The organism is Brevundimonas albigilva (assembly GCF_023503965.1).
GTDB classification, from domain to species: domain Bacteria; phylum Pseudomonadota; class Alphaproteobacteria; order Caulobacterales; family Caulobacteraceae; genus Brevundimonas; species Brevundimonas albigilva.
In genome coordinates, this window is sequence record NZ_CP097298.1 from 819,519 (window position 1) to 839,504 (window position 19,986).

General features: G+C 71.0%; 19 protein-coding genes. 6 read left to right on the forward strand and 13 right to left on the reverse strand.

The window, feature by feature from the left end; genetic code table 11:
* Positions 1-89: 89 nt before the first annotated feature.
* Complete coding sequence (gcvA, locus tag MU852_RS04410; protein ID WP_249751186.1) at positions 90-1,019, forward strand: transcriptional regulator GcvA; 930 nt, start codon at positions 90-92, stop codon at positions 1,017-1,019.
* Between the two features lie 36 nt (positions 1,020-1,055).
* On the opposite strand, the gene MU852_RS04415 is transcribed toward gcvA, so the two are convergent.
* From MU852_RS04415 to MU852_RS04430, 4 genes are all read right to left on the reverse strand, one after another.
* Positions 1,056-2,093: a DNA adenine methylase gene (locus MU852_RS04415; RefSeq protein ID WP_249751187.1), complete on the reverse strand. Its 1,038-nt coding sequence runs from the start codon at positions 2,091-2,093 to the stop codon at positions 1,056-1,058.
* A gap of 57 nt (positions 2,094-2,150) precedes the next feature.
* Positions 2,151-3,596, reverse strand: a complete 1,446-nt coding sequence (pyk, locus tag MU852_RS04420) for a pyruvate kinase (protein ID WP_249751188.1) — start codon at positions 3,594-3,596, stop codon at positions 2,151-2,153.
* Between the two features lie 136 nt (positions 3,597-3,732).
* A complete protein-coding gene (locus MU852_RS04425; protein WP_249751189.1) occupies positions 3,733-5,397 on the reverse strand; it encodes an alkaline phosphatase family protein in 1,665 nt (554 codons plus the stop codon).
* A 95-nt stretch (positions 5,398-5,492) separates the two neighbouring features.
* Positions 5,493-6,746 (reverse strand): dipeptidase, encoded by a 1,254-nt coding sequence (locus tag MU852_RS04430; protein WP_249751190.1) that lies wholly within the window; start codon positions 6,744-6,746, stop codon positions 5,493-5,495.
* A gap of 209 nt (positions 6,747-6,955) precedes the next feature.
* Between MU852_RS04430 and hemF the strand changes: the two genes are divergently transcribed.
* Positions 6,956-7,837, forward strand: a complete 882-nt coding sequence (gene hemF / locus MU852_RS04435) for an oxygen-dependent coproporphyrinogen oxidase (RefSeq protein WP_249751191.1) — start codon at positions 6,956-6,958, stop codon at positions 7,835-7,837.
* Entirely contained in the window at positions 7,834-8,025 is a 192-nt protein-coding gene (locus MU852_RS04440; RefSeq protein ID WP_249751192.1) for a hypothetical protein, read from the forward strand. Before hemF ends, MU852_RS04440 begins: the two co-directional genes overlap by 4 nt.
* Before the next feature lie 18 nt (positions 8,026-8,043).
* Here MU852_RS04440 and MU852_RS04445 read toward each other — a convergent pair whose 3' ends face one another.
* Positions 8,044-8,919: a LysR family transcriptional regulator gene (locus MU852_RS04445; RefSeq protein WP_283843777.1), complete on the reverse strand. Its 876-nt coding sequence runs from the start codon at positions 8,917-8,919 to the stop codon at positions 8,044-8,046.
* A 77-nt stretch (positions 8,920-8,996) separates the two neighbouring features.
* Here MU852_RS04445 and MU852_RS04455 point away from each other — a divergent pair, with 77 nt between their 5' ends.
* Together MU852_RS04455 and MU852_RS17255 are read left to right on the forward strand one after the other, a co-directional pair.
* The gene (locus tag MU852_RS04455) at positions 8,997-9,833 is read left to right on the forward strand and encodes a YeiH family protein (protein WP_283843778.1); all 837 of its coding nucleotides are present in this window, start codon (positions 8,997-8,999) and stop codon (positions 9,831-9,833) included.
* Positions 9,830-10,051: a putative sulfate exporter family transporter gene (locus MU852_RS17255; RefSeq protein WP_283843779.1), complete on the forward strand. Its 222-nt coding sequence runs from the start codon at positions 9,830-9,832 to the stop codon at positions 10,049-10,051. Before MU852_RS04455 ends, MU852_RS17255 begins: the two co-directional genes overlap by 4 nt.
* Here the strand turns inward: MU852_RS17255 and MU852_RS04460 are convergent.
* Both MU852_RS04460 and rlmJ read right to left on the reverse strand, forming a co-directional pair.
* The gene (locus MU852_RS04460) at positions 10,048-10,779 is read right to left on the reverse strand and encodes a glutamine amidotransferase-related protein (protein WP_249751193.1); all 732 of its coding nucleotides are present in this window, start codon (positions 10,777-10,779) and stop codon (positions 10,048-10,050) included. The genes MU852_RS17255 and MU852_RS04460 overlap by 4 nt on opposite strands.
* 22 nt (positions 10,780-10,801) lie before the next feature.
* The gene (rlmJ, locus tag MU852_RS04465; RefSeq protein WP_249751194.1) at positions 10,802-11,614 is read right to left on the reverse strand and encodes a 23S rRNA (adenine(2030)-N(6))-methyltransferase RlmJ; all 813 of its coding nucleotides are present in this window, start codon (positions 11,612-11,614) and stop codon (positions 10,802-10,804) included.
* A gap of 108 nt (positions 11,615-11,722) precedes the next feature.
* Here rlmJ and MU852_RS04470 point away from each other — a divergent pair, with 108 nt between their 5' ends.
* Positions 11,723-12,748 carry a DNA topoisomerase IB gene (locus MU852_RS04470; RefSeq protein ID WP_249751195.1) on the forward strand — a complete coding sequence of 342 codons (1,026 nt, stop codon included), beginning with the start codon at positions 11,723-11,725 and terminating at the stop codon, positions 12,746-12,748.
* A 76-nt stretch (positions 12,749-12,824) separates the two neighbouring features.
* Here the strand turns inward: MU852_RS04470 and tdh are convergent, their stop codons facing one another.
* From tdh to MU852_RS04500, 6 genes are all read right to left on the reverse strand, one after another.
* Entirely contained in the window at positions 12,825-13,877 is a 1,053-nt protein-coding gene (gene tdh, locus MU852_RS04475; RefSeq protein WP_249751196.1) for an L-threonine 3-dehydrogenase, read from the reverse strand.
* Entirely contained in the window at positions 13,877-15,067 is a 1,191-nt protein-coding gene (locus MU852_RS04480; protein ID WP_249751197.1) for a glycine C-acetyltransferase, read from the reverse strand. Before MU852_RS04480 ends, tdh begins: the two co-directional genes overlap by 1 nt.
* 64 nt (positions 15,068-15,131) lie before the next feature.
* Positions 15,132-16,010: a DUF4232 domain-containing protein gene (locus MU852_RS04485; protein WP_249751198.1), complete on the reverse strand. Its 879-nt coding sequence runs from the start codon at positions 16,008-16,010 to the stop codon at positions 15,132-15,134.
* Positions 16,011-16,061: 51 nt separating this feature from the next.
* Entirely contained in the window at positions 16,062-16,484 is a 423-nt protein-coding gene (gene mce / locus MU852_RS04490) for a methylmalonyl-CoA epimerase (protein ID WP_249751199.1), read from the reverse strand.
* The gene (gene scpA, locus MU852_RS04495; protein ID WP_249751200.1) at positions 16,481-18,637 is read right to left on the reverse strand and encodes a methylmalonyl-CoA mutase; all 2,157 of its coding nucleotides are present in this window, start codon (positions 18,635-18,637) and stop codon (positions 16,481-16,483) included. The genes mce and scpA overlap by 4 nt, the downstream gene beginning before the upstream one ends.
* Positions 18,634-19,986 carry a methylmalonyl-CoA mutase family protein gene (locus MU852_RS04500; RefSeq protein ID WP_430641214.1) on the reverse strand — a complete coding sequence of 451 codons (1,353 nt, stop codon included), beginning with the start codon at positions 19,984-19,986 and terminating at the stop codon, positions 18,634-18,636. Before MU852_RS04500 ends, scpA begins: the two co-directional genes overlap by 4 nt.

Genomic DNA, 19,986 nt, shown 5'->3' on the forward strand with positions numbered 1-19,986 from the left:
GGATCGACGGCGAAATCGCACCTTCGGATTCCCGTCCGTTTGTCGCAAACCAGATTGCGTCCCGCTCACTGATAGGATTTCTAACGGCGATGGCTCGATCGCTCCTTCCCCTGAACGCCCTGCGCGCCTTCGAGGCGGCCGCCCGGCACCTGAACTTTTCGCGCGCGGCGGACGAACTGGCCGTAACGCCGGGCGCCGTCAGCCAGCAGATCCGGCTGCTGGAGGACATCGTCGGCGGCCCCCTGTTCATGCGCGAGGCGCGGGGCCTTCAGCTGACCGACCTGGGCCGGGGGGCCACGCCGCTGCTGCGCGAGGGCTTCGAGCGGCTGATGGACGCCTCCGCCCTGCTGCGCGAGCCGCCGCGCCGGAAACAGGTCTCGATCAGCGTCGCGCCCGGTTTCGCCTCCAAATGGTTGATGCCGCGCATGGACGATTTCCACGCCGTTCACCCGGAGATCGAGCTGTGGGTCTCGGCCGACATGGAGCCGGCGGACCTGTCCGAGGGCAAGATCGACCTGGCGGTGCGCTACGGTCCCGGCGACTATCCCGGCCACACCGTCGAGCGGCTGATGACCGAGACGGTGCTGCCGGTCTGCGCCCCGGCGCTGATGCATGGCGACCATCCGATCCGCGACCCCGCCGACCTTCTGCACCACGCCCTGCTGCACGACATGTCCAACGACGGCGACCCCAGCCGCCCGGACTGGGCCATGTGGCTGAAGGCGCGCGGCGTTCGCCATCCCGACCCGCGCCGGGGTTCGCGCTTCAACCAGTCCAGCCTTCTGATCGAGGCGGCGGCGTCGGGCCGCGGCGTGGCCCTGGCCAAGCGCACCCTGGCCCAGGCCGACCTGACCTCCGGCCGACTGGTCGCCCCCTTTCCCGACGGGTCGGAGGCGGTGGGCTTCGTCTATTCCGTGGTCCAGCCCCGCGACCGGCCGCCCTCGCCCAGCGCCACGGCCTTCGTCGCCTGGCTGAAGAAGCAGGCCGTGGACCACGACAACACCATGGGCCAGCTCTGAGGCCCGCCTCTGAGGCCCAGTTCCAGGGTGAAGACCTCAGGCGGCGGCTGGCAGCGCCACGGGCCGGTCGGTGACGACGAACAGGTGCTCGACGTTCCTCAGCCGCCCGACCTGACCGACCTTCTCGCCCTTGGGATTGTGGATGCCGATGCGGGCGCCGACGTAGCGGGGGTGGGCGATCTCCACCACCTGCACATGGCCCCGCGCCGACAGCATCTCGACCAGGTCCGCGCGGCTCAGATAACCCTCGTCGTTGAAGCTGACGATCAGGTTCGGCGCCCGCACCCGCTCGATCACCGCGCGCAGGGCGGGGCCGATGCCGGGGCGGCTGTTGAAGGCGCTCTTGCGGGTCTTCACGTCGATGCGCTTGTTGGCCACGCCATAGGTCTCGGGCCGGTCCCACAGCACCAGGCTCTCCCACACATGGTAGTTGGCCAGGTAGGAATGCTGGTTGTAGGGCGGGTCCAGATAGACCAGGTCCGCCTCCACCTCCGCCGCCATCTCGATCGCATCGCCCCGCGTCGCGCGGCATGGCGCCCCGACCGAGGGCAGGATGTCGGGCAGGCGCAGTTCCAGCGGCTTCAGCGCCCGCGGCGCCCAGCGCTTCATATAGGCCATCTGCACCCCGGCGGTGGAATCCACCCGGTCGGCGGCCTCCATCAGGCTGACCAGGGCGACGGCCTTCAGTTCAGGCTCCAGGCTCAGGGTCTCGATCCGCTCGCGCATGGCGTCGATCCGCGCCCCGTTGTCGGGATGGAAATAGCGGGCGTCCTCGCAGAAGGCCTGGGTGAACCAGCCGGCCTGGGGCCGGACCTCCCGCAGTTCGGCCAGCACCGCCTCGGCCGGCGCCAGCCAGCGGTCCCGGTCCGCCTGGACATAGGCCGTGGCCAGGGTGTGGGCGTAGGCGTTGTGGTCGTTCGACCAGACCTCGAAGCCCTGCCGCTTCAGCGCATGGCCGACCCGGGCCGTGCCGGAGAACAGGTCGCACACCCGTCCGCGGTCCGGCAGCAGGCCCGCCACCGCTCCCGTCACATGACCCAGCAGGGCGCGCTTGGAGCCGATGTACTTGATCATGTGCGCGGCCGACTCATCGACCTCAGACTAGCCGCCCGCGCGACAAAGCGGGAGGGGTCACCCCTTGCGGCGCGCCTTGGGCTTGGCGGCCGGCGCGTGGGCCAGGCGCAGCAGATTGGCCGCGCCCGGCGCCCCGAAGGGCGTGCCGGCCAGGATCAGGATGCGCTGTCCCGGGTCGGCCAGGCCGTATTGCAACGCCCCGGCGACGGCCTGGTCGGTCACCTGTTCCAGCGAATCCGGCTGGTCGCCCAGGCGCGGCTCCAGCCCCCACACCAGCGCCAGCCGACGCGCGGTCGAGGCGTTGGGCGTCAGGGCCAGGATGGGCTTCAGCGGCCGTTCCCGCGCCATGCGCCGCGCCGTGCCGCCCAGGGTGGTGAACACCACCATGCAGGCGGTGGACGGGGCGTCGGCCGCCTTTCGCGCCGCGCCCACCAGGGCGTCGACGTCATGTTCGTCCATGCCGGCGTGTTCGGCGCCCATCAGGCTGGGCCACATGGGGTCCCTTTCGACACGCTCGATGATGCGGCTCATGATGCCGACGGCTTCCAGCGGATAGTCGCCCGAGGCCGTCTCGGCCGACAGCATCAGGGCGTCGGCGCCCTCATAGACGGCGTTGGCCACGTCGGTCGCCTCGGCGCGGGTCGGGGCCGGGGCGCTGGTCATGGATTCCAGCATCTGGGTGGCCACGATCACCGGCACGCCGCGATTGCGGGCGGCGCGCACGATCTGCTTCTGAGCGACCGGCACCTCCTCGGGGTCCATCTCGACGCCCAGGTCGCCGCGCGCCACCATCACCCCGTCGCAATAGTCCAGGATGGCCTCCAGGTCGGCCAGCGCCGCCGGCTTCTCGATCTTGGCCAGGCAGGCGGCCTGACCGTTCACGATCCGCTTCAGCTCGGCCATGTCCTCGGGCTTCTGCACGAAGCTCAGCGCCACCCAGTCCACCCCCATGCGCAGGGCGAAGGCCAGGTCCTCGCGGTCCTTGGGCGTCAGGGCCGAAACCGGGATCACCGCCTCGGGCACCGCCACGCCCTTGCGGTCCGACAGCTTGGAGCCGCTCTCGACCGTCACGTCGGCCCATTCGTCGGTGCGCTTGCCGACGCGCAGCCGCACCCGGCCGTCGTCCAGCAGCAGCAGCATCCCCTCGCGCAGGGCCTTGAAGATTTCCGGATGCGGCATCTGCACCCGCGTCTCGTCCCCCGGCGTCGGGTCCAGGTCGAAGCGCATGACGTGGCCCGGCTTGACCGCGATCTCGACATCCTTGAACCGGCCCAGCCGCAGCTTGGGCCCCTGCAGGTCGGCCAGCACGCCCAACGGCCTCTGCAAGGCCATCTCGGCCCCGCGCACGGCCTTCAGCGCCGCCGCGTGATCGTCGTGCGAGCCGTGGCTGAAGTTCAGGCGGAACACGTCCACCCCGGCCTGGGCCAGGGCCTTGACGGTCCCCGGCGCACGGCTGGCGGGCCCCAGGGTCGCGACGATGCGCGCGCGGCGGGCTCTGTTCATGGGGGCTCCTGGGGGCTTGGCGGCTCTGGCGGCCGCTGGGGATCAGCGTTCCGGCCCTCTACTGCCAACGAAACCCCCGCGGCGTAAGGCCTCGCCCCCGCCGGGAAACACGAGTTTACGACCCCGAAACAGGAGTTTATCGGCCCCCGCCCGTCGGCGTCGCGTCGCAGGCGTCGACGGCGAAGCCGTTCAGGTCGATGCAGCGCCCTTCGACCTGCGGCGTCTGAACCCCGATGACGTGGGCCAGGGTGGGGGCGATGTCGATGGTCCGGATCGGCAGGAACCGCTCCTCACCCGTCGCGCCCGGCCACCAGAAGATGATCGGCACCCGGCGATCGTATTCCCACGGCGTCCCGTGGCCCGAAATCGCGCCCCCGACCCGGCCGCCCATCACCACGTTCGGCTGGAAGGCCAGGATGATGTCCGGCGACCGCTCCGCGACCACCGACAGGCGCATCCGCTCCTCGACGGTCAGCATTTCGGGATTGCGGGTGTCCGGGAGCGGCAGGGCCAGCATCCGCTCGCGCGTCTCGGCGAAGGCGACGTCCGGCAGCTGGCGCAGGCGTTCCACCGCCGCCTCGGCCACCTGGGTCCGCAGGGGTTCGGGCAGGGCGCGGCCGTGGGCGTCGGCCACGATGACGCCGCTGCCTCCCTGCTGCAGGGGCGCCGCTTCCAGGCCGAAGCGTTGCGCCAGTTCGGCGCTCACCGCCTCGAAGGCGTCCATGTCGGCCCGGTGGGCGTGGGGATAGCCGCGCGCGGCCAGGCGCTCGACGAAATCGGATCCGCCGTGGTCGGCCGTCAGCACCACCAGCGCCCCGCCCGGAACCTGGGCCAGCCTGTCCAGGAAGCCGCCCAGGGCTTCGTCCAGCCGGTGCTGCTGCTCGCACATCTCCGGCCCCTGGGTGCCATAGCCGTGGCCGATGCGATCGGTGCCCGACAGGCTGACGCCCAGCATGTCGACCGACGCGCCCTGCCCCAGCTTCTGGCTGTCCAGCAGATATTCCGCCGCCTTCACCGTCTGTTCGTCCAGCATCGGCGAGGTGTCGAACTTCAGGTTCGTCGGCGGCAGGACGGAATGGAAGGTCTGGCCGCGAATGACCCAGTCGCCGCCCAGCGCGCGGCAGTCGTCGTGGCGATAGTCCCACGTCACCGGCTGGGCGGCCATCTCGGCCCGGAAGGCGGTGTTGAAGCCGGCCACCGGCGCCAGCCGCGCCTCGGCCCTCTGTCCCGGCTCGACATAGGTGGTCAGGCCGAAGTCGTCGGTGAACCAGAAGGCCTGGCCGTGATGGCCCGCCAGGTTGATCGCGCCCCGGTCCTTGCCCGAGACGGCGAAGACCTTGCTGTCGGGGCTGACGGCCAAGAGCCAGTCGCCCAGCGTGGTCGCCTTCAACTGGTCGGGGCCGACCGGGCCGTTGTCGGTGTCGCGCCCGTGCGCCAGGGTGTTCTGCGGCGCGGCCAGGCAATAGACCTCCTTGCCCGTGGCGGAATCGATCCAGTCGTTGGCGGGAAGGCCCGTTTCGGCCGGGTGCATCCCGGTCAGGACGGTGGAGTGGCCGGGGCAGGTCTCGGTCAGGCCGTGCGTCTGATAGCCGTTGATCGACACCAGCCCCTGGTCGGCCAGCCGCTTCAGACCGCCCGTGTAGCGGCCGCGATACTGGTCGAACAGATTGGCGCTGAATTGGTCGACCACGATGGTGACGATCAGGCGGGGCGGCGCGGCGCGCTCCTGGGCGGTCGCCAGGCCGGGGACCGCCGCCCCCGCCGCCAGAACCGCCGAAAGCAAGGCCGGTGCGAACTTCATCATGCCACTCCTGAAACGTCGGACGCTGTTGCCTCTATCGGCGCCGCATTGCAACGCCGTGACAGACGCCCGCCGGTCTCAGGGGATCGCCGGTCTCAGGTCGCGGCCTCGGGCTCCAACCGCGCCATCGAGGGGCGCTCGTCCGCCTTGGACGCCGCCACGGCCTCGACCGCGCGCATGACGCGCAGCAGGTTCTCGCCCGAAATCTTGCGGATGTCCGCCTCGGTCCAGCCCGCCGCCATCAACGCGGCCAGGATGCGCGGATAGGCGTCGACCCCGCCCATGCCTTCCGGCAGGCTGCCGATGCCGTCGAAGTCGGCGCCCAGGCCCACATGGTCGATCCCCGCCACATCGCGAACGTGCTGGATATGGGCGACCACGTCGGCCAGCGTCGCCTGGGGCGTCGGATGCGCCTGCATCCAGGCCGTCATGCCCGCCTCGACCGCCGCTGGATCGCCGGGGTTCAGCGACTTCAGCCGGGCGTCCTCGGCCGACCGATCGGCGTTCCAGGCGCGCACCGTCTCCGAGACGAAGCCGGGCGCCAGGTTGATCATCACGATCCCGCCGTCCTCCGGCATCATCCGCAGCACCTTGTCGGGAACGTTGCGGGGGTGGGCCGTCACCGCCCGCGCCGAGGAATGGGAGAAGATCACCGGCGCCTGCGACACCCGCATGGCGTCCAGCATGGTCTCCTCCGAGACGTGGCTCAGGTCCACCATCATGCCCAGGCGGTTCATCTCGCGCACCACCGCCTCGCCAAAGGCGTTCAGCCCGCCCCACTTCGGCGCGTCCGTCGCGCTGTCGGCCCAGCTGGTGGTCTTGGAATGGGTCAGGGTCATGTAGCGCGCGCCGGCCCGGTGGAATTCGCGCAGCAGCGCCAGGGAGTCGTCTATGGAATAGCCGCCCTCCATGCCGATCAGGCTGGCGATGCGCCCGGAGGCGAACACCGCGTCCACCTCGTCGGCCGTGGTCGCCAGGCCGAAGGCGTCGGGATGGGCGGCGATGATCCGCTTGGCCGTGTCGATCTGCTCGAAGGTCGCCTGGACCGCCTCCAGCGGCGTCAGGCTGGCGGGGACATAGACCGACCAGAACTGCCCGCCCACGCCCCCGGCGCGCAGGCGCGGAATGTCGGTGTGCAGCGGGGTCGAGGCCGCCAGATTCCGCGTCAGGTCCACCGCATGGACGTCGTTGCCGTAGTGCTGGCGCAGCGCCCACGGCAGGTCGTTGTGCCCGTCGATCAGCGGCGTCGTCTTCAGGATCTCCATCACCCGCGCCTCCCCGGCGTCCTGGGCGTGGGCGACGGTGGCGAGGGCGGCCATTGCGGTTGCGGCCAGCAGGCGACGGATCATGAGGCGACTCCCTTGTGTCTTCGCACACTGGCAGATGCGTCCGCCCACACAAACCCTCTCCCGCTTGCGGAAGAGGGGGCCCGGCGTTCGCGCAGCGAACCCGGGTCGGAGAGGGAATTATCCCTGAACTTCCCCCATCGTCAGCCGCCTCGCTTCGCTCGCCGAGCTGACACTTCCCCCGCAAGCGGGGGAAGGTCTAAAGACGCGCCATGAGCGACGCCGCCTTTTCCGATCCGCTCGACCTTCGCAAGGTCGAGACCCGCGCCTGGTTCGAACACCTGCGCGACCGCATCCACGCCGCCTTCGAGGCGCTGGAGGACGCCGCGCCCGCCGACCTGTTTCCCGGCGCGCCCGGCCGCTTCGTCCGCACCCCCTGGGCCCGGCCGGAAGGCGGCGGCGGCGTCATGGGGATGATGCATGGCCGCCTGTTCGAAAAGGTCGGGGTGCACGTCTCGACCGTGCACGGCGCCTTTCCCGCCGACTATGCGAAGACCGTGCCCGGGGCCGCCGACGACCCGCGTTTCTTCGCGACGGGGATCAGCCTGATCTGCCATCCCGTCAGCCCGCGCATCCCGGCCGTGCACATGAACACCCGCTTCATCGCCACGACCCAAAGCTGGTTCGGCGGCGGCGGCGACCTGACTCCGGTGCTGGCGGCCGACCGTCGCCAGGACCACCCCGACACCCTGGCCTTCCACGCCGCCATGAAGGCCGCCTGCGACGCCCACGACCCGACCTGGCACGCCAGGTACAAGGCCTGGTGCGACGACTACTTCTTCCTGCCGCATCGGAACGAGCCGCGCGGCACCGGCGGGATCTTCTACGACCACCACGACAGCGGCGACTACGACCGGGACTTCGCCTTCACCCGCGACGTGGGCCTGGCCTTCCTGGACGTCTATCCCCGCATCGTCGCCGACCGCATGGCCGAGCCGTGGACGCCCGAGGAACGCGAGGAGCAGCTGGTCCGGCGCGGACGCTACGTGGAGTTCAACCTGCTCTACGACCGTGGCACCATGTTCGGCCTCAAGACCGGCGGCAACGTCGATTCGATCCTCAGCTCCATGCCCCCGGTGGTGAAGTGGCCATGACCTCTCCGATCGTGAAAATCCTGCTGCGCAGCCTCGTGGCGACGCTGATCTTCGTAGTCCTGTACGGGATTTACATGGCCATCGGCCGCCAGCCGGGCATCGCGGGAACCCTGGCTGTCCTGGCCGCCTTCTCCTTCGCCGCCAACCTGATGGTGGAGCGGGTCTTCCTGTCGCGTCCGCGCGCCTGACCGCCGACGCCCCGGCGCCTAGACCATAGCGGTGGTGAAGGCGTCGCCGGCCTTGCTGCGATAGCGTTCCTTGTGGCGCAGCAGGCGAAAGGGCCGTTCCGGCAGGGCGAACGGCGCCGTGGCCAGCCGCCCCGCCGCGACCGAGGCGTAGGCCACGCTTTCCGACAGGGCGGTGGCGCCCGCCCCCGCCTCGGCCGCCGCCAGCACCGCCTCGTTGGACGGCAGGGTCATGGCCACGGGCAGACCCGCCGGATCGACGCCCGCCGCGCGGATCGCCGCCTCCAGCGTCGAACGGGTGCCCGAGCCCGCTTCGCGCAGCACCCAGGGCGTCGCCGCCAGGTCGTCGGCCGCCAGCCGGCTGCGCGTCGCCCACGGGTGGTCGGGCCTCACCAGGACGGCCAGTCGATCGGACCCGACCGTCGCCTGCGACAGGGCCGGCGCGTCCACCGCCCCCTCGACCAGGCCGATCTCGGCCGCGCCGTGCAGCACCGCCTCGGCGGCCTCGCGCGTGTTGCCGATGGCGACGTCCAGTTCGATGCCCGGATGCGCCGCGTGGAAGGCCACCAGCCGGCGCGGCAGCCAGTAGCTGGCGATGGTCTGACTGGCGAAGACGGCCAGCCGCCCCCGACGCAGCGCGCTCATGTCCGCCAGCGCCGCCTCGGCCGCCGCCGCCCGCGCCAGCACCGCCTTGGCCTCGGGCAGGAAGGCGCGTCCGGTCTCGTTCAGCACCACGCCGCGCCCGACCCGGTCGAACAGGCGCACCTGATGCTCCGCCTCCAGCGCCGCCAGCGCGTTCGACACCGCCGACTGGGTCAGGTTCAGCGCCCGCGCCGCCGCCGTCACGTGATCGCGCTCGGCCACGGCGACGAAGATGCGAAGGCGTTCCAGGGTCACGACTGATCTCTAAATCGGATTGGATCGACAATATCTATTCGTTGGACCGCCGTCGAGGCTCGCCGCACCTTGCCGCCATGTCCGTCGCCGCCGCTCCTGTCGCCGCCTCCGCCCGCCCGGTGCGCGGCTGGCGGATCGCGCCGGGGCTGGCGTTGTGCGCGGCCGTCGCCGCCGCGGCCTACGCCCTGGCCGCCTGGGAGCAGCGCCTGTTCGGCCATCCGTGGCTGGAGCCCTTGGTCCTGGCCATCCTGCTGGGCGCGGCGGCGCGCAACGTCTGGTCGCCCGGCGCGCGCTGGACGCCTGGGGTCGAGTTCGGCGCCAAGACGGTGCTGGAGATCGCGGTCGTCCTGCTGGGCGCCTCGGTCAGCGCGGCCACCCTGTCGTCGCTGGGCGTGTTCGTCGTCGTCGGAATCTTCCTTCTGGTCGTCGTCGGAATCGTCGTCGGTTTCGGCCTGGGGCGGGCGTTGGGCCTGACCCCGCGCATGGCCCTGCTGGTGGCCTGCGGCAACGCCATCTGCGGCAACTCCGCCATCGCGGCGGTGGCCCCGGTGATCGACGCCGACGGGGACGAGGTCGCCGCCTCGATCGCCTTCACCGCCGTGCTGGGCGTCATCGTGGTCCTGAGCCTGCCGCTGCTGGGCGTGCTGCTGCAGATGTCGACGCTGCAGTTCGGCGCCCTGGCCGGCCTGACGGTTTACGCCGTGCCCCAGGTGCTGGCCGCCGCCGCCCCCTTCGGCCCCGCCGCCGCCCAGACCGGCACGGTGGTCAAGCTGGTCCGGGTGCTGATGCTGGGGCCCGTGGTCTTCGCCCTGTCGCTGGTCGCGGGCCGCAGGGGCCAGGAGACAAGAGCCAGGCGCGCGCGCCCGGCCTTCACCGCCTGGTTCCGTGGTTCATCGTCGGCTTCCTGGTCATGATCGGCCTTCGCTCGCTGGACCTGATCCCCCAGGCGGCCCTGCCCTGGCTGGCCTCGGCGTCGGGCCTGCTGACGGTGGTCGCCATGGCGGCGCTGGGGCTGCAGACCGACATCCGCGCGGTGGCGCGCGCCGGCGGGCGGGTGGCCGCGGCGGTGGTGTTGTCGCTGGCGGCGCTGCTGGCGCTGGCGCTGCTGCTGATCCGGCTGATGGGCCTCTAGATTCCGCTGCCGTCGGTCTCCACCGGCGGCGGGGTCAGCAGCAGGAAGGCGCGGATCCAGGCCGTCAGCACCGATCGGTCGTTGGGCCGCGCCAGACTGGCCAGCGCCGCGTCGGCCACGGCGTCCGGGATGCGGTCCCCGCGCCGGCTCTTCACCAGGGCGGCGGCGTATTCCGGCTGGAACTCGGGATGGCACTGGAAGGACACCGCGTCCTCGCCCCAGGCCAGGCCCGCATAGGGGGTGAAGTCGCACGCGGCGATCACCCGCGCGTCCGGCGACACCGTCGTCACCTGGTCCTGATGCGACACGGGAATCGAGATGGCCCCCGCGCGCGGATGCATCCACGGCTCGTCGCGCCGCACCTCATACTTGTGCAGGCCCACGCCCCAGCCCTTGGCCGACTTCTCCACCGCCCCGCCGAAGGCCGTCGCCATCGCCTGGTGGCCGAAGCAGATGCCCACCAGCCGCGTCCTGCCCCGCGCCGCCCTCAGCCAGTCCAGCAGCAGGGGAATCCAGAACAGGTCGTCATAGACCCCCGCCGCCGACCCGGTGACGATCGCGCCCTGGAAGGCGGCCGGATCGTCCGGCAGATGCCCGCGCTGCACGTCGAACCGCGTCGTCGGCACGCCCTCGCCCAGCAGCGCCCGGAACCGCGCCGGATAGTCGTCGAACTGGTCCTTCAGGTTTTCCGGCGGATGGCCGGTCTCCAGGATGGCGATACGGGTCATGGCCTCACACTAGGACCTGCGTTCAGAAGGTCCAGACCTCGGCCTTGGCGCACGCGTCGCCCAGCGCCTCGACCACCCAGCCGCAGACCTCGCGCGCCGCCGCTTCCAGGGCCGGCGGCGGATTGACCACGACCAGCGCGCAACCGTTCATCTTCATCGGGTTCGTCAGCGGACGCAGCCGCGCCTCGGCCACCAGGGTCGGCCCCGCCTTGCCGTCCAACCGCCGGATGAAGGCGTCGAAGGTCTCCAGATCCTTGAGCGGCGTCCAGATCGCGACCGTCGCGCCCGGATCGCGCCGCCGGATCGCCACGGCCGTCTCGGCCGCGCGGACATAGTCGTCGGGCTTTTCGAACGGCGGGTCGATCAGGACCAGCGGCGCCCCGCCCCGCGCCGCCTCGGCCGCCGCGCCCTGGTAGCCGTCGCCCTCGACCGCCCGCGCCTCGGGGTGATGCTTCAGCGCCTCGGCCAGCAAGGCGCGCACCGGCGGATTCAGTTCGAAGCCGACATAGCGCCCGCCCGGTCCCAGCCGCCGCGCGATCAACAGCGGCGATCCCGGATAGAAGCGCGCGCCCCCGTCCGGATTGGTCGCCGCCACCTCGGCCGCCAGGGTCTCCATCAGCGGCGGCCGGCCCTGGGCCGACATCAGCTTCAGCACCCCGTCCTCGGCCTCCCTGGACCGCGCGCCTTCCCCCGCCAGGTCGTAGAGCCCCGCCCCCGCATGGGTGTCGATGACCACGCGGGGCTGGGCCCGCGGCGCTTCCATCAGCGCGATCAGCAGGGCGTGCTTGACCAGGTCGGCGAAGTTCCCGGCGTGGAAGCTGTGGCGATAGTTCATGGCGCCCTCGTCCCCCGCCCCGCCCCTGGGGTCAAGCGGAACCCGGCGGACCGGCCTCGCGTTCGTGGCTCGCCCCGGCGGTGGCCGGCGGAGTTCAGGAAGACGCCCATGCCCGACGGTTCCCCCGCCTTCGAACCCGACATCGAGGTTCCGCAGGGCCTGTCCTGGTGCAGCGACGACCATCCCGGCCTGAGCCGCCGGCGCGCCGGCAAGGGCTGGTCCTATCGCGACGCGAAGGGGCGGCCGATCCGCGACCCCAAGGTGCTGGACCGCATCCGCGCCCTGGCCATCCCTCCGGCCTGGACCGACGTGTGGATCTGTCCGCGCGCCAACGGCCACATCCAGGCCATCGGCCGGGACGCCAAGGGCCGCAAGCAGTACCGCTATCACGCCGACTGGAGCACGGCCCGCTCGACCAACAAGTTCGATCGCCTGCCCGCCTTCGCCCGCGCGCTTCCCAAGCTGCGCGCCCAGGTGGAACACGATCTGGGCCTGCGCGGCGTGTGCAAGGCCAAGGTGCTGGCCACCGCCGTGCGTCTGCTGGAACTGACGCTGATCCGCATCGGCAATGCGGTCTATGCGAAGCAGAACCGCAGCTACGGCCTGACGACCCTTCACAAGCGCCATCTGGATGTCGACGGCGCCGCCCTGACGTTCGAGTTTCGCGGCAAGAGCGGCAAGGATCATTCCGTCAGCGTCCGGGACCGCCGCCTGGCCCGCGTGGTCCGCGCGCTGGAAGACCTGCCGGGCCAGCAGCTGTTCAAATATCGCGACGCGGAGGGCAACCTGTGCCCCGTCACCTCGGACGACGTGAACGCCTATATCCGCGACGCCATGGGCGAACAGTTCTCGGCCAAGGACTTCCGCACCTGGGCCGGCACCGTCTCGGCCGCGCGGGCGCTGCGCGAGATGGAGCCGCCGACCTCCCAGACCGACGGCAAGCGCAAGATCACCCTGTGCGTGAAGGCGGTGTCCGGCCTTCTGGGCAATACGCCGACCGTCTGCCGCGCCTCCTATGTCCACCCGCGCGTGTTCGACCTGTTCCAGGCCGGAACGATGGCCGACGTCCTGCCCGGTCCCGAGGCGAAGGCCTTCGAGACCGCCCTGGTCAGGGCGCTCCGTCAGGCCGGATAGGACGGCGCCTTACTGGACCGTCACGCCGTCCCGATCAGGCCGCCCCGGTCAGGCCGCCCCGGTCAGGCCGCCCCGGTTAGGCCGCCTTGTCCCAGTCCAGCACCACCTTGCCCGACTGTCCGGACTTCATCGCCTCGAAGCCTTCGCGATACTGGTCATAGGCCAGGCGGTGGGTGATCAGCGGGCTCAGGTCCAGGCCGGCCTTCAGCAGGCCCAGCATCTTTCTCCAGGTCGTGAACATCTCGCGGCCATAGACGCCCTTGATCGTCAGCGCCTTCAGGATGATGGCGCCCCAATCCGTCTCCATCGGCTTGGAGGGGATGCCCAGCATGGCCAGGCCGCCGCCCATGATCAGGGTGTCGACGCATTGCCTGAAGGCGATGGGCGAGCCCGACATCTCCAGGGCGACGTCGAAGCCGACCTTCATGCCCAGTTCCTTGACGACGTCGTGCAGGTCTTCCTTCGTCGTATTCACCGTCCGCACGCCCGGCGCCACCTTCTGCGCCAGTTCCAGCCGGTAGTCGTTGATGTCGGTCAGGACCACCGTGCGCGCGCCCGCATGGCGCGCCACCGCCGCCGCCATCACCCCGATCGGCCCGGCGCCCGTGACCAGCACGTCCTCGCCCAGCAGGTCGAACTGCTGGGCCGTGTGCACGGCGTTTCCGAACGGATCCAGGATCGAGCCGATCTCGTAGGGCACGTCGTCGGGCAGCTCGATCACATTGAACGCCGGCGCCACGACATATTCCGCAAAGGCGCCCTGGCGGTTCACGCCGATGCCGCGCGTCTTGGGGTCCAGATGGAAGTGCCCGGCCCGCGCCGCTTCCGAGTTCAGGTCGATGACGTGGCCCTCGGCCGAGACGCGCTGGCCGATCTTCAGCGGGCGATCGACCTCCTTGCCCACGGCGACGATCTCGCCGGCGAACTCGTGGCCGGTGATCATCGGCGTCGGCACGTTCTTCTGGGACCACTCGTCCCAGTTCCAGATGTGGATGTCGGTGCCGCACACGGCCGTGCGGTGCACCTTGATCAGCACGTCCTCCGGTCCCGCCTCGGGGATCGGCGCGTCGATCAGCTCCAGCCCCTGCACCGGCCCGGTCTTGGCCAGGGCCTTCATCGTTTCCGCCATCAGATAACTCCCAACTCCTTGCCGGCCGTCGTGAACGCCGCGACCGTCTGATCAATCTGCTCGAAGGTGTGCGCCGCCGACATCTGGGTGCGGATGCGCGCCTGGCCGCGCGGCACCACCGGGAAGCTGAAGCCGATCACATAGACGCCCAGCTCCAGCGCCCGCGCGGCGAAATCCTGGGCCAGCTTGGCGTCGCTCAGCATCACCGGGATGATCGGATGCTCGCCCTCCAGCAGGGTGAAGCCGGCGTCCGCCATGGCCCCGCGATAGCGATGGGCGTTGGCCGACAGGCGCGTGCGCAGCGCATCGCCCTCGGTTCCCTGCGCGATGCGGATGGCCTCCAGGCTCGACCCGCACACCGCTGGCGACAGGGCGTTTGAGAACAGATAGGGCCGCGCCCGCTGCTTGAGCAGTTCGACCACCGCCTTCCGGGCGCAGATGAATCCGCCCATGGCCCCGCCCAGCGCCTTGCCGAAGGTGCCGGTGACGAAGTCCACCTCGACCCCATGATGGGCGAACGACCCGCGCCCCTGCGGCCCCAGGAAGCCGGTCGCATGGCAGTCGTCGACCATGATCAGGGCGTCGTACTTGTCGGCCAGCGCGCGGATGTCCTTCAGCTTGGCGATATAGCCGTCCATCGAGAAGGCGCCGTCGGTGGCGATGATAATGTCGCGCGCGCCGTCGGCCTTGGCCTGCTTCAGCTGCGCCTCCAGCGCGTCCATGTCGGAGTTGGCGAAGCGGTAGCGCTTGGCCTTGCACAGCCGAACCCCGTCGATGATCGAGGCGTGGTTCAGGCTGTCCGAAACGATGGCGTCGCCCTCGCCCAGCAGCGGCTCGAACAGGCCGCCATTGGCGTCGAAGGCCGCCGCGAACAGGATGGCGTCCTCGAAACCCAGATAGCCGGCGATGGCCGCCTCCAGTTCCTTGTGGATCTCCAGGGTGCCGCAGATGAAGCGCACCGAGGCCGTGCCCGCGCCCCACTTCCGCTGCGCGGCGATCCCGGCCTGGGTCACCCGCTCGTCGCCCGCCAGGCCCAGGTAGTTGTTGGCGCAGAAGTTCAGCACCTCGCGCCCCGCCACCTGGATCACCGGCCCCTGGCGCGAGGCGATGACGCGCTCGGGCTTGGTCAGCCCCTGCGCGTCGATGTCGTTCAGTTCGCCGGCGACGCGGTCGTAGAAGCTCTGGGTCATGGCCGCGACCTACGCCGAATCCGGTCCGCTTTCCACCCCGCCCGACGCCGCGCCCGTCGCCCCATCAGTCCGCCGCGCGAAGCGGGCTGACCCGAATGCGTCCACCGCAGGGCGTGAACTCGAAGGGGGTCGTCAGGGCCGCCGTATCGGCGGGCGCGACCACGCGGATCGTCTTGGCTGCGGGGCAGGTCTTCTCGCCTTCCCCCTCGTGCGGCACCACGTTCCAGGCCACCTCGAACAGGGCCTTGCCGCCCGGCGCCAGGCTGACGGGCGTGGGGGCCTGACCCTGGCGGAAATAGCTGCCCGGGCTCTGCTCGGCGCGGATCGAGGACAGCACATCGCCGTCGGCGTCCCTCACCGTCACGGTGGGATAGCCGGTCAGGGTGCAGGGCTGGCTCCCGGCATTCTCCAGGGCGAAGTTGCGCACGCGATTGCCCGCGCCGGCGTCGCCGTCCCCGACCGACAGCCTCAGTTGCGGCCCCTTGCACGGGGTCGACGCCGGCAGGACGCCGCCGGGAGCGGGGGTCGGGGCGGGCAAGGGCCCGACCGGGTCGCCGCCCGTGGTCGGCCGCGTGCAGCGCTCCATCACGGCGGTTCCCGTCTGGTCGTTCGGGCCCAGACGGCTCAGGGTGGCGCTCTCCTCGCCGTTGCGGTTGGCGGTCCACCATTCGACGCCCTCGCCGACGTAGCGCGCGCCGCTGGCCGCCACGGCCGAGCGCAGGGCCAGCGTCTGGTCGCGATAGACCAGCTCGGCCGTGGCGCTGTCGGGGTAACGCGCCTGGATCGTGACCCCGCTCTCGCAGGCGTAGCCGATGGCGGGCGCGGTGCTTGGCGCCGCTTCGACTGGCGGCGTGGGCGCGGGCGCGTCGTCCGGGGCCGGCTGCTGGCAGGCGGCCGCGCCGGTCAGGCAGGCCAGGGCGACGACGGCGAGACGACGGGTCATGAGAAGGCTCCTTCCTCCGCCTCAACGGCCCGAACCGTCGAAAGGCTCCGCTTAGTGATCGCCTTTCGGCGTCTCCATCAGCTCGATCAGCACCCCGCCCATGTCGCGCGGATGCAGAAAGACCACCGGCGTCCCATGCGCGCCGATCCTCGGCTCCCCCGTGCCCAGAACGGTCACCCCCTTGGCCCGCATTTCCGCCAGGGCGGCGTGGATGTCCTCGACCTCGAAACAGACGTGGTGCTGCCCGCCCTTGGGGTTCTTGGCCAGGAAGCCGACGATGGGCGACGTGTCGTCATAGGGTTCGATCAGTTCGATCTGCGCCGTCGGCGTGTCGATGAAACAGACCTTGACCCCCTGGGCCGGCAGGTCGAACGGCTCCCCGACCTTGGTCGCGCCCAGCACGTCGCGATACAGCCGGATCGAATCGGCGATGGACGGCGTGGCGACGCCGACATGGTTCAGGGCGCCGATCATGCGGTCTCCTTCGGGGCGGGCTGGGCGTAGCCCAGTCGCTGGTTCAGCTTCTCGATCAGGTCGATGGCGGTGTCGGCGATGACCGATCCGGGCGGATAGACCGCCGCCGCCCCCATATCCAGCAGGGGCTGCACGTCCGACGGCGGGATCACGCCGCCGACCACGATCATGATGTCCGGCCGCCCCAGCCTCTCCAGCTCGGCCTTGAGTTCCGGCACCAGCGTCAGATGCCCCGCCGCCAGCGACGAGGCGCCCACCGCATGGACGCCCTTGTCCACCGCATCCTTCGCCGCCTCGGCCGGGGTCTGGAACAGGGCGCCGGCGGTGACGTCGAAGCCCAGGTCGCCGTATCCGGTGGCGACCACCTTCTGGCCCCGGTCGTGCCCGTCCTGGCCCAGCTTGGCGATCAGGATGCGAGGCGGCCCGCCGTCGTTCTCGACGAAGGCGGCGACCATGTCGCGGGCGCGGGCGAAACGGGCGTCGCCGCCCGCCTCCTTGGCATAGACGCCGGACACCGTCTTCACGGTCGCCACGTGTCGGCCGAAGGCGGCTTCCAGCGCGTCCGAGATTTCGCCCACGGTCGCCTTGGCCCGCGCCGCCCGCACCGATAGCTCCAGCAGATTGGCGCTCCCGCGCGCGCCGTTGGTCAGTTCGGTCAGGGCGGCCTGGGTCGCCGCCTCGTCCCGCTCGGCGCGCAGGCGCTGCAGCTTCTCGATCTGGCGGGCGCGGACCTCGGCGTTGTCGACCTTCAGCATCGGAATGTCGTCGACCACCGGATTCAGATATTTGTTCACCCCGACCACCGTCTGCTGGCCGGTGTCGATCCGCGCCTGGGTCTTGGCCGCCGATTCCTCGATCCGCAGCTTGGGAATGCCGGCCTCGATGGCCTTGGCCATGCCGCCCAGCGCCTCGACCTCGGCCATGTGGGCGCGGGCGCGTTCCGCCAGCTCCTGGGTCAGCCGCTCGACGTAGTAGCTGCCGCCCCACGGGTCGATCACCCGCGTCAGCCCGGTCTCCTGCTGCAGCAGGATCTGGGTGTTGCGCGCGATCCGCGCTGAGAAGTCGGTCGGCAGGGCCAGCGCCTCGTCCAGCGCGTTGGTGTGCAGGCTCTGGGTCTGGCCGCCCGCCGCCGCCATCGCCTCGACCATCGTCCGGCTGACGTTGTTGAACACGTCCTGCGCCGCCAGCGACCAGCCCGAAGTCTGGCAGTGGGTCCGCAAGGACAGCGACTTGGGGTTCTCGCCTCCCTCGCGCCGCACGGCGTCGGCCCACAACAGGCGGCCGGCCCGCATCTTGGCCACCTCCATGAAGTAGTTCATGCCGATGGCCCAGAAGAAGCTCAGGCGCGGCGCGAACCGGTCGATCGACATGCCCGCCGCCTTGCCCGCGCGCAGATATTCGATCCCGTCCGACAGGGTGTAGGCCAGTTCGATGTCCGCCGACGCCCCCGCCTCCTGCATGTGATAGCCGGAGATGGAGATGCTGTTGAACCTGGGCGTCTCCTGCGCCGTCCAGGCGAAGATGTCGGCGATGATCCGCATCGAGGGTTCGGGCGGATAGATGTAGGTGTTCCTGACCATGAACTCCTTGAGGATGTCGTTCTGGATGGTCCCGGTCAGCTTGGCGTGGTCGACGCCCTGCTCCTCGCCCGCCACGACATAGAGGGCCAGGATCGGCAGGACGGCGCCGTTCATCGTCATCGACACCGACATCTGGTCCAGCGGGATGCCGTCGAACAGGGTGCGCATGTCGTAGATGCTGTCGATGGCCACGCCCGCCATGCCGACGTCGCCTTTCACCCGCGGATGGTCCGAATCGTAGCCCCGGTGCGTGGCCAGGTCGAAGGCGACCGACAGGCCCTTCTGGCCCGCCGCCAGGTTGCGGCGATAGAAGGCGTTGGACTCCTCGGCGGTCGAGAAGCCCGCATACTGCCGGATCGTCCACGGCGCGCCCGCATACATGGTCGGATAAGGGCCCCGCACGAAGGGGGCGAAGCCCGGCAGGCCATGCAGATGCTCCAGCCTCTCCGCGTCGGGCGCGCCATAGGCCGTCTTGACCGTCAGCCCCTCGGGCGTGATCCAGGGTTCGCGCGCGGGTCCCGTCTCGGTCGGCGCCAGATCCAGGGCGATCTTGCTGAAGTCGGGAAAGCTCATTGCGCCGCCTCCTCGAACGGGGCCGCGAAACGGATCGGCCTCAGGGCCAGGTCGGGGTTCGCCGGCGCGCGCCGCGGGGCGTCGGCTTCCACCGGCGCCGGACGCGGCTCGGGATCGACGTATTTGGTCGCGCCCACGATCTGGGCCGCGCCGTTGGCGAAGCCGGCCTCGCGCATCTGGCGCGCCCGCGCGATCCGGCCCTGGACGATCCCGCCCTTCAACGCCTCGATCAGGCCGCCCTCGGCCTCGATGGCCTGGAACTCGGCCCAGCCCGCCTCGGCCAGTTCGCGCGTGCGGGCGTCCAGATACCAGGAGCCCGACGCCGGATCGTCGACCCGGCCCAGATTGGCCTCCTCCATCAGGACCAGTTGGGTGTTGCGCGCCTGGCGCCGGGCGAAGGCGTCGGCCAGGCCCTCGGCGCGGGTGAAGCCGTCCAGCACCACCGCGTCCGCGCCCCCGACCGCGCCGGCGAAACCCGCCGCGGTCAGCCGCAGCAGGTTCGGCCACGGATCGCGCGCCGACAGCATCCGCCGCGACGAGCGCGCCTCGATCACCGCGGGCGCGTCCACGCCGAACGCCTTGGACAGGCTGGCCCAGATCAGGCGCAGGGCCCGCACCTTGGCCAGGCCGTCGAAATATTCCTGGTCGACCGACAGGCTCAGCGTCACGCCGCGAAGCGCCGCCTCGACCGTCAGGCCCGCCGCGACGCCCGCCTTGACATAGGCGACCGCGGCGCCGGCCGCGAAGGCCAGTTCCTGGGCGATGGAGGCGCCCGCCTCGTGCGCGACCCGGCCGCTGGCCAGGAACAGGCCCGCCTCGGGATAGGTCGCCGCATGGCGCGCCGCGGCCTCGGCCGCCTCTGATAGATGATCCTCGATCGGGCGCGGCGATCCGCCCGCCTCGGCGAAGGCCGAGATCGGGTCCAGATGAAAGCGCAGCAGCGCGCGCGGCGCCCCCTTGGCCAGGGCCGCCAGCGCGTCCGCCGCCGCCGGCCCGTCGAAGCCCGCGTCCAGCGCGACCGGCGCCAGGTCCAGCGCCACGCCGTCCAGCGCACGCCCCAGCCAGGCCCCGTCCGACAGCACCCCGCCCGCCAGCAGGACCGAGGCCGCGCCGTTCTCCAGGTCGGTCAGGACCGCGGCGTTCACCGCCTCGGCGTCGTCGCCCTCGACCAGGGTGCGCAGATCCCAGGCCCGCCCTTCCGCATCGGACGGGCGCGGCGCGAAGACCGGCTGCACGCCCGTCGCGTCGGCGTAGAGCGGACGCGTGACCAGTCGGTCCGCGTCCAGATGCAGCAGCGACTCCAGCGGCCGGTCCTTCAGCGCCTTCTCGGCCGCCTCGCGCCATTCCAG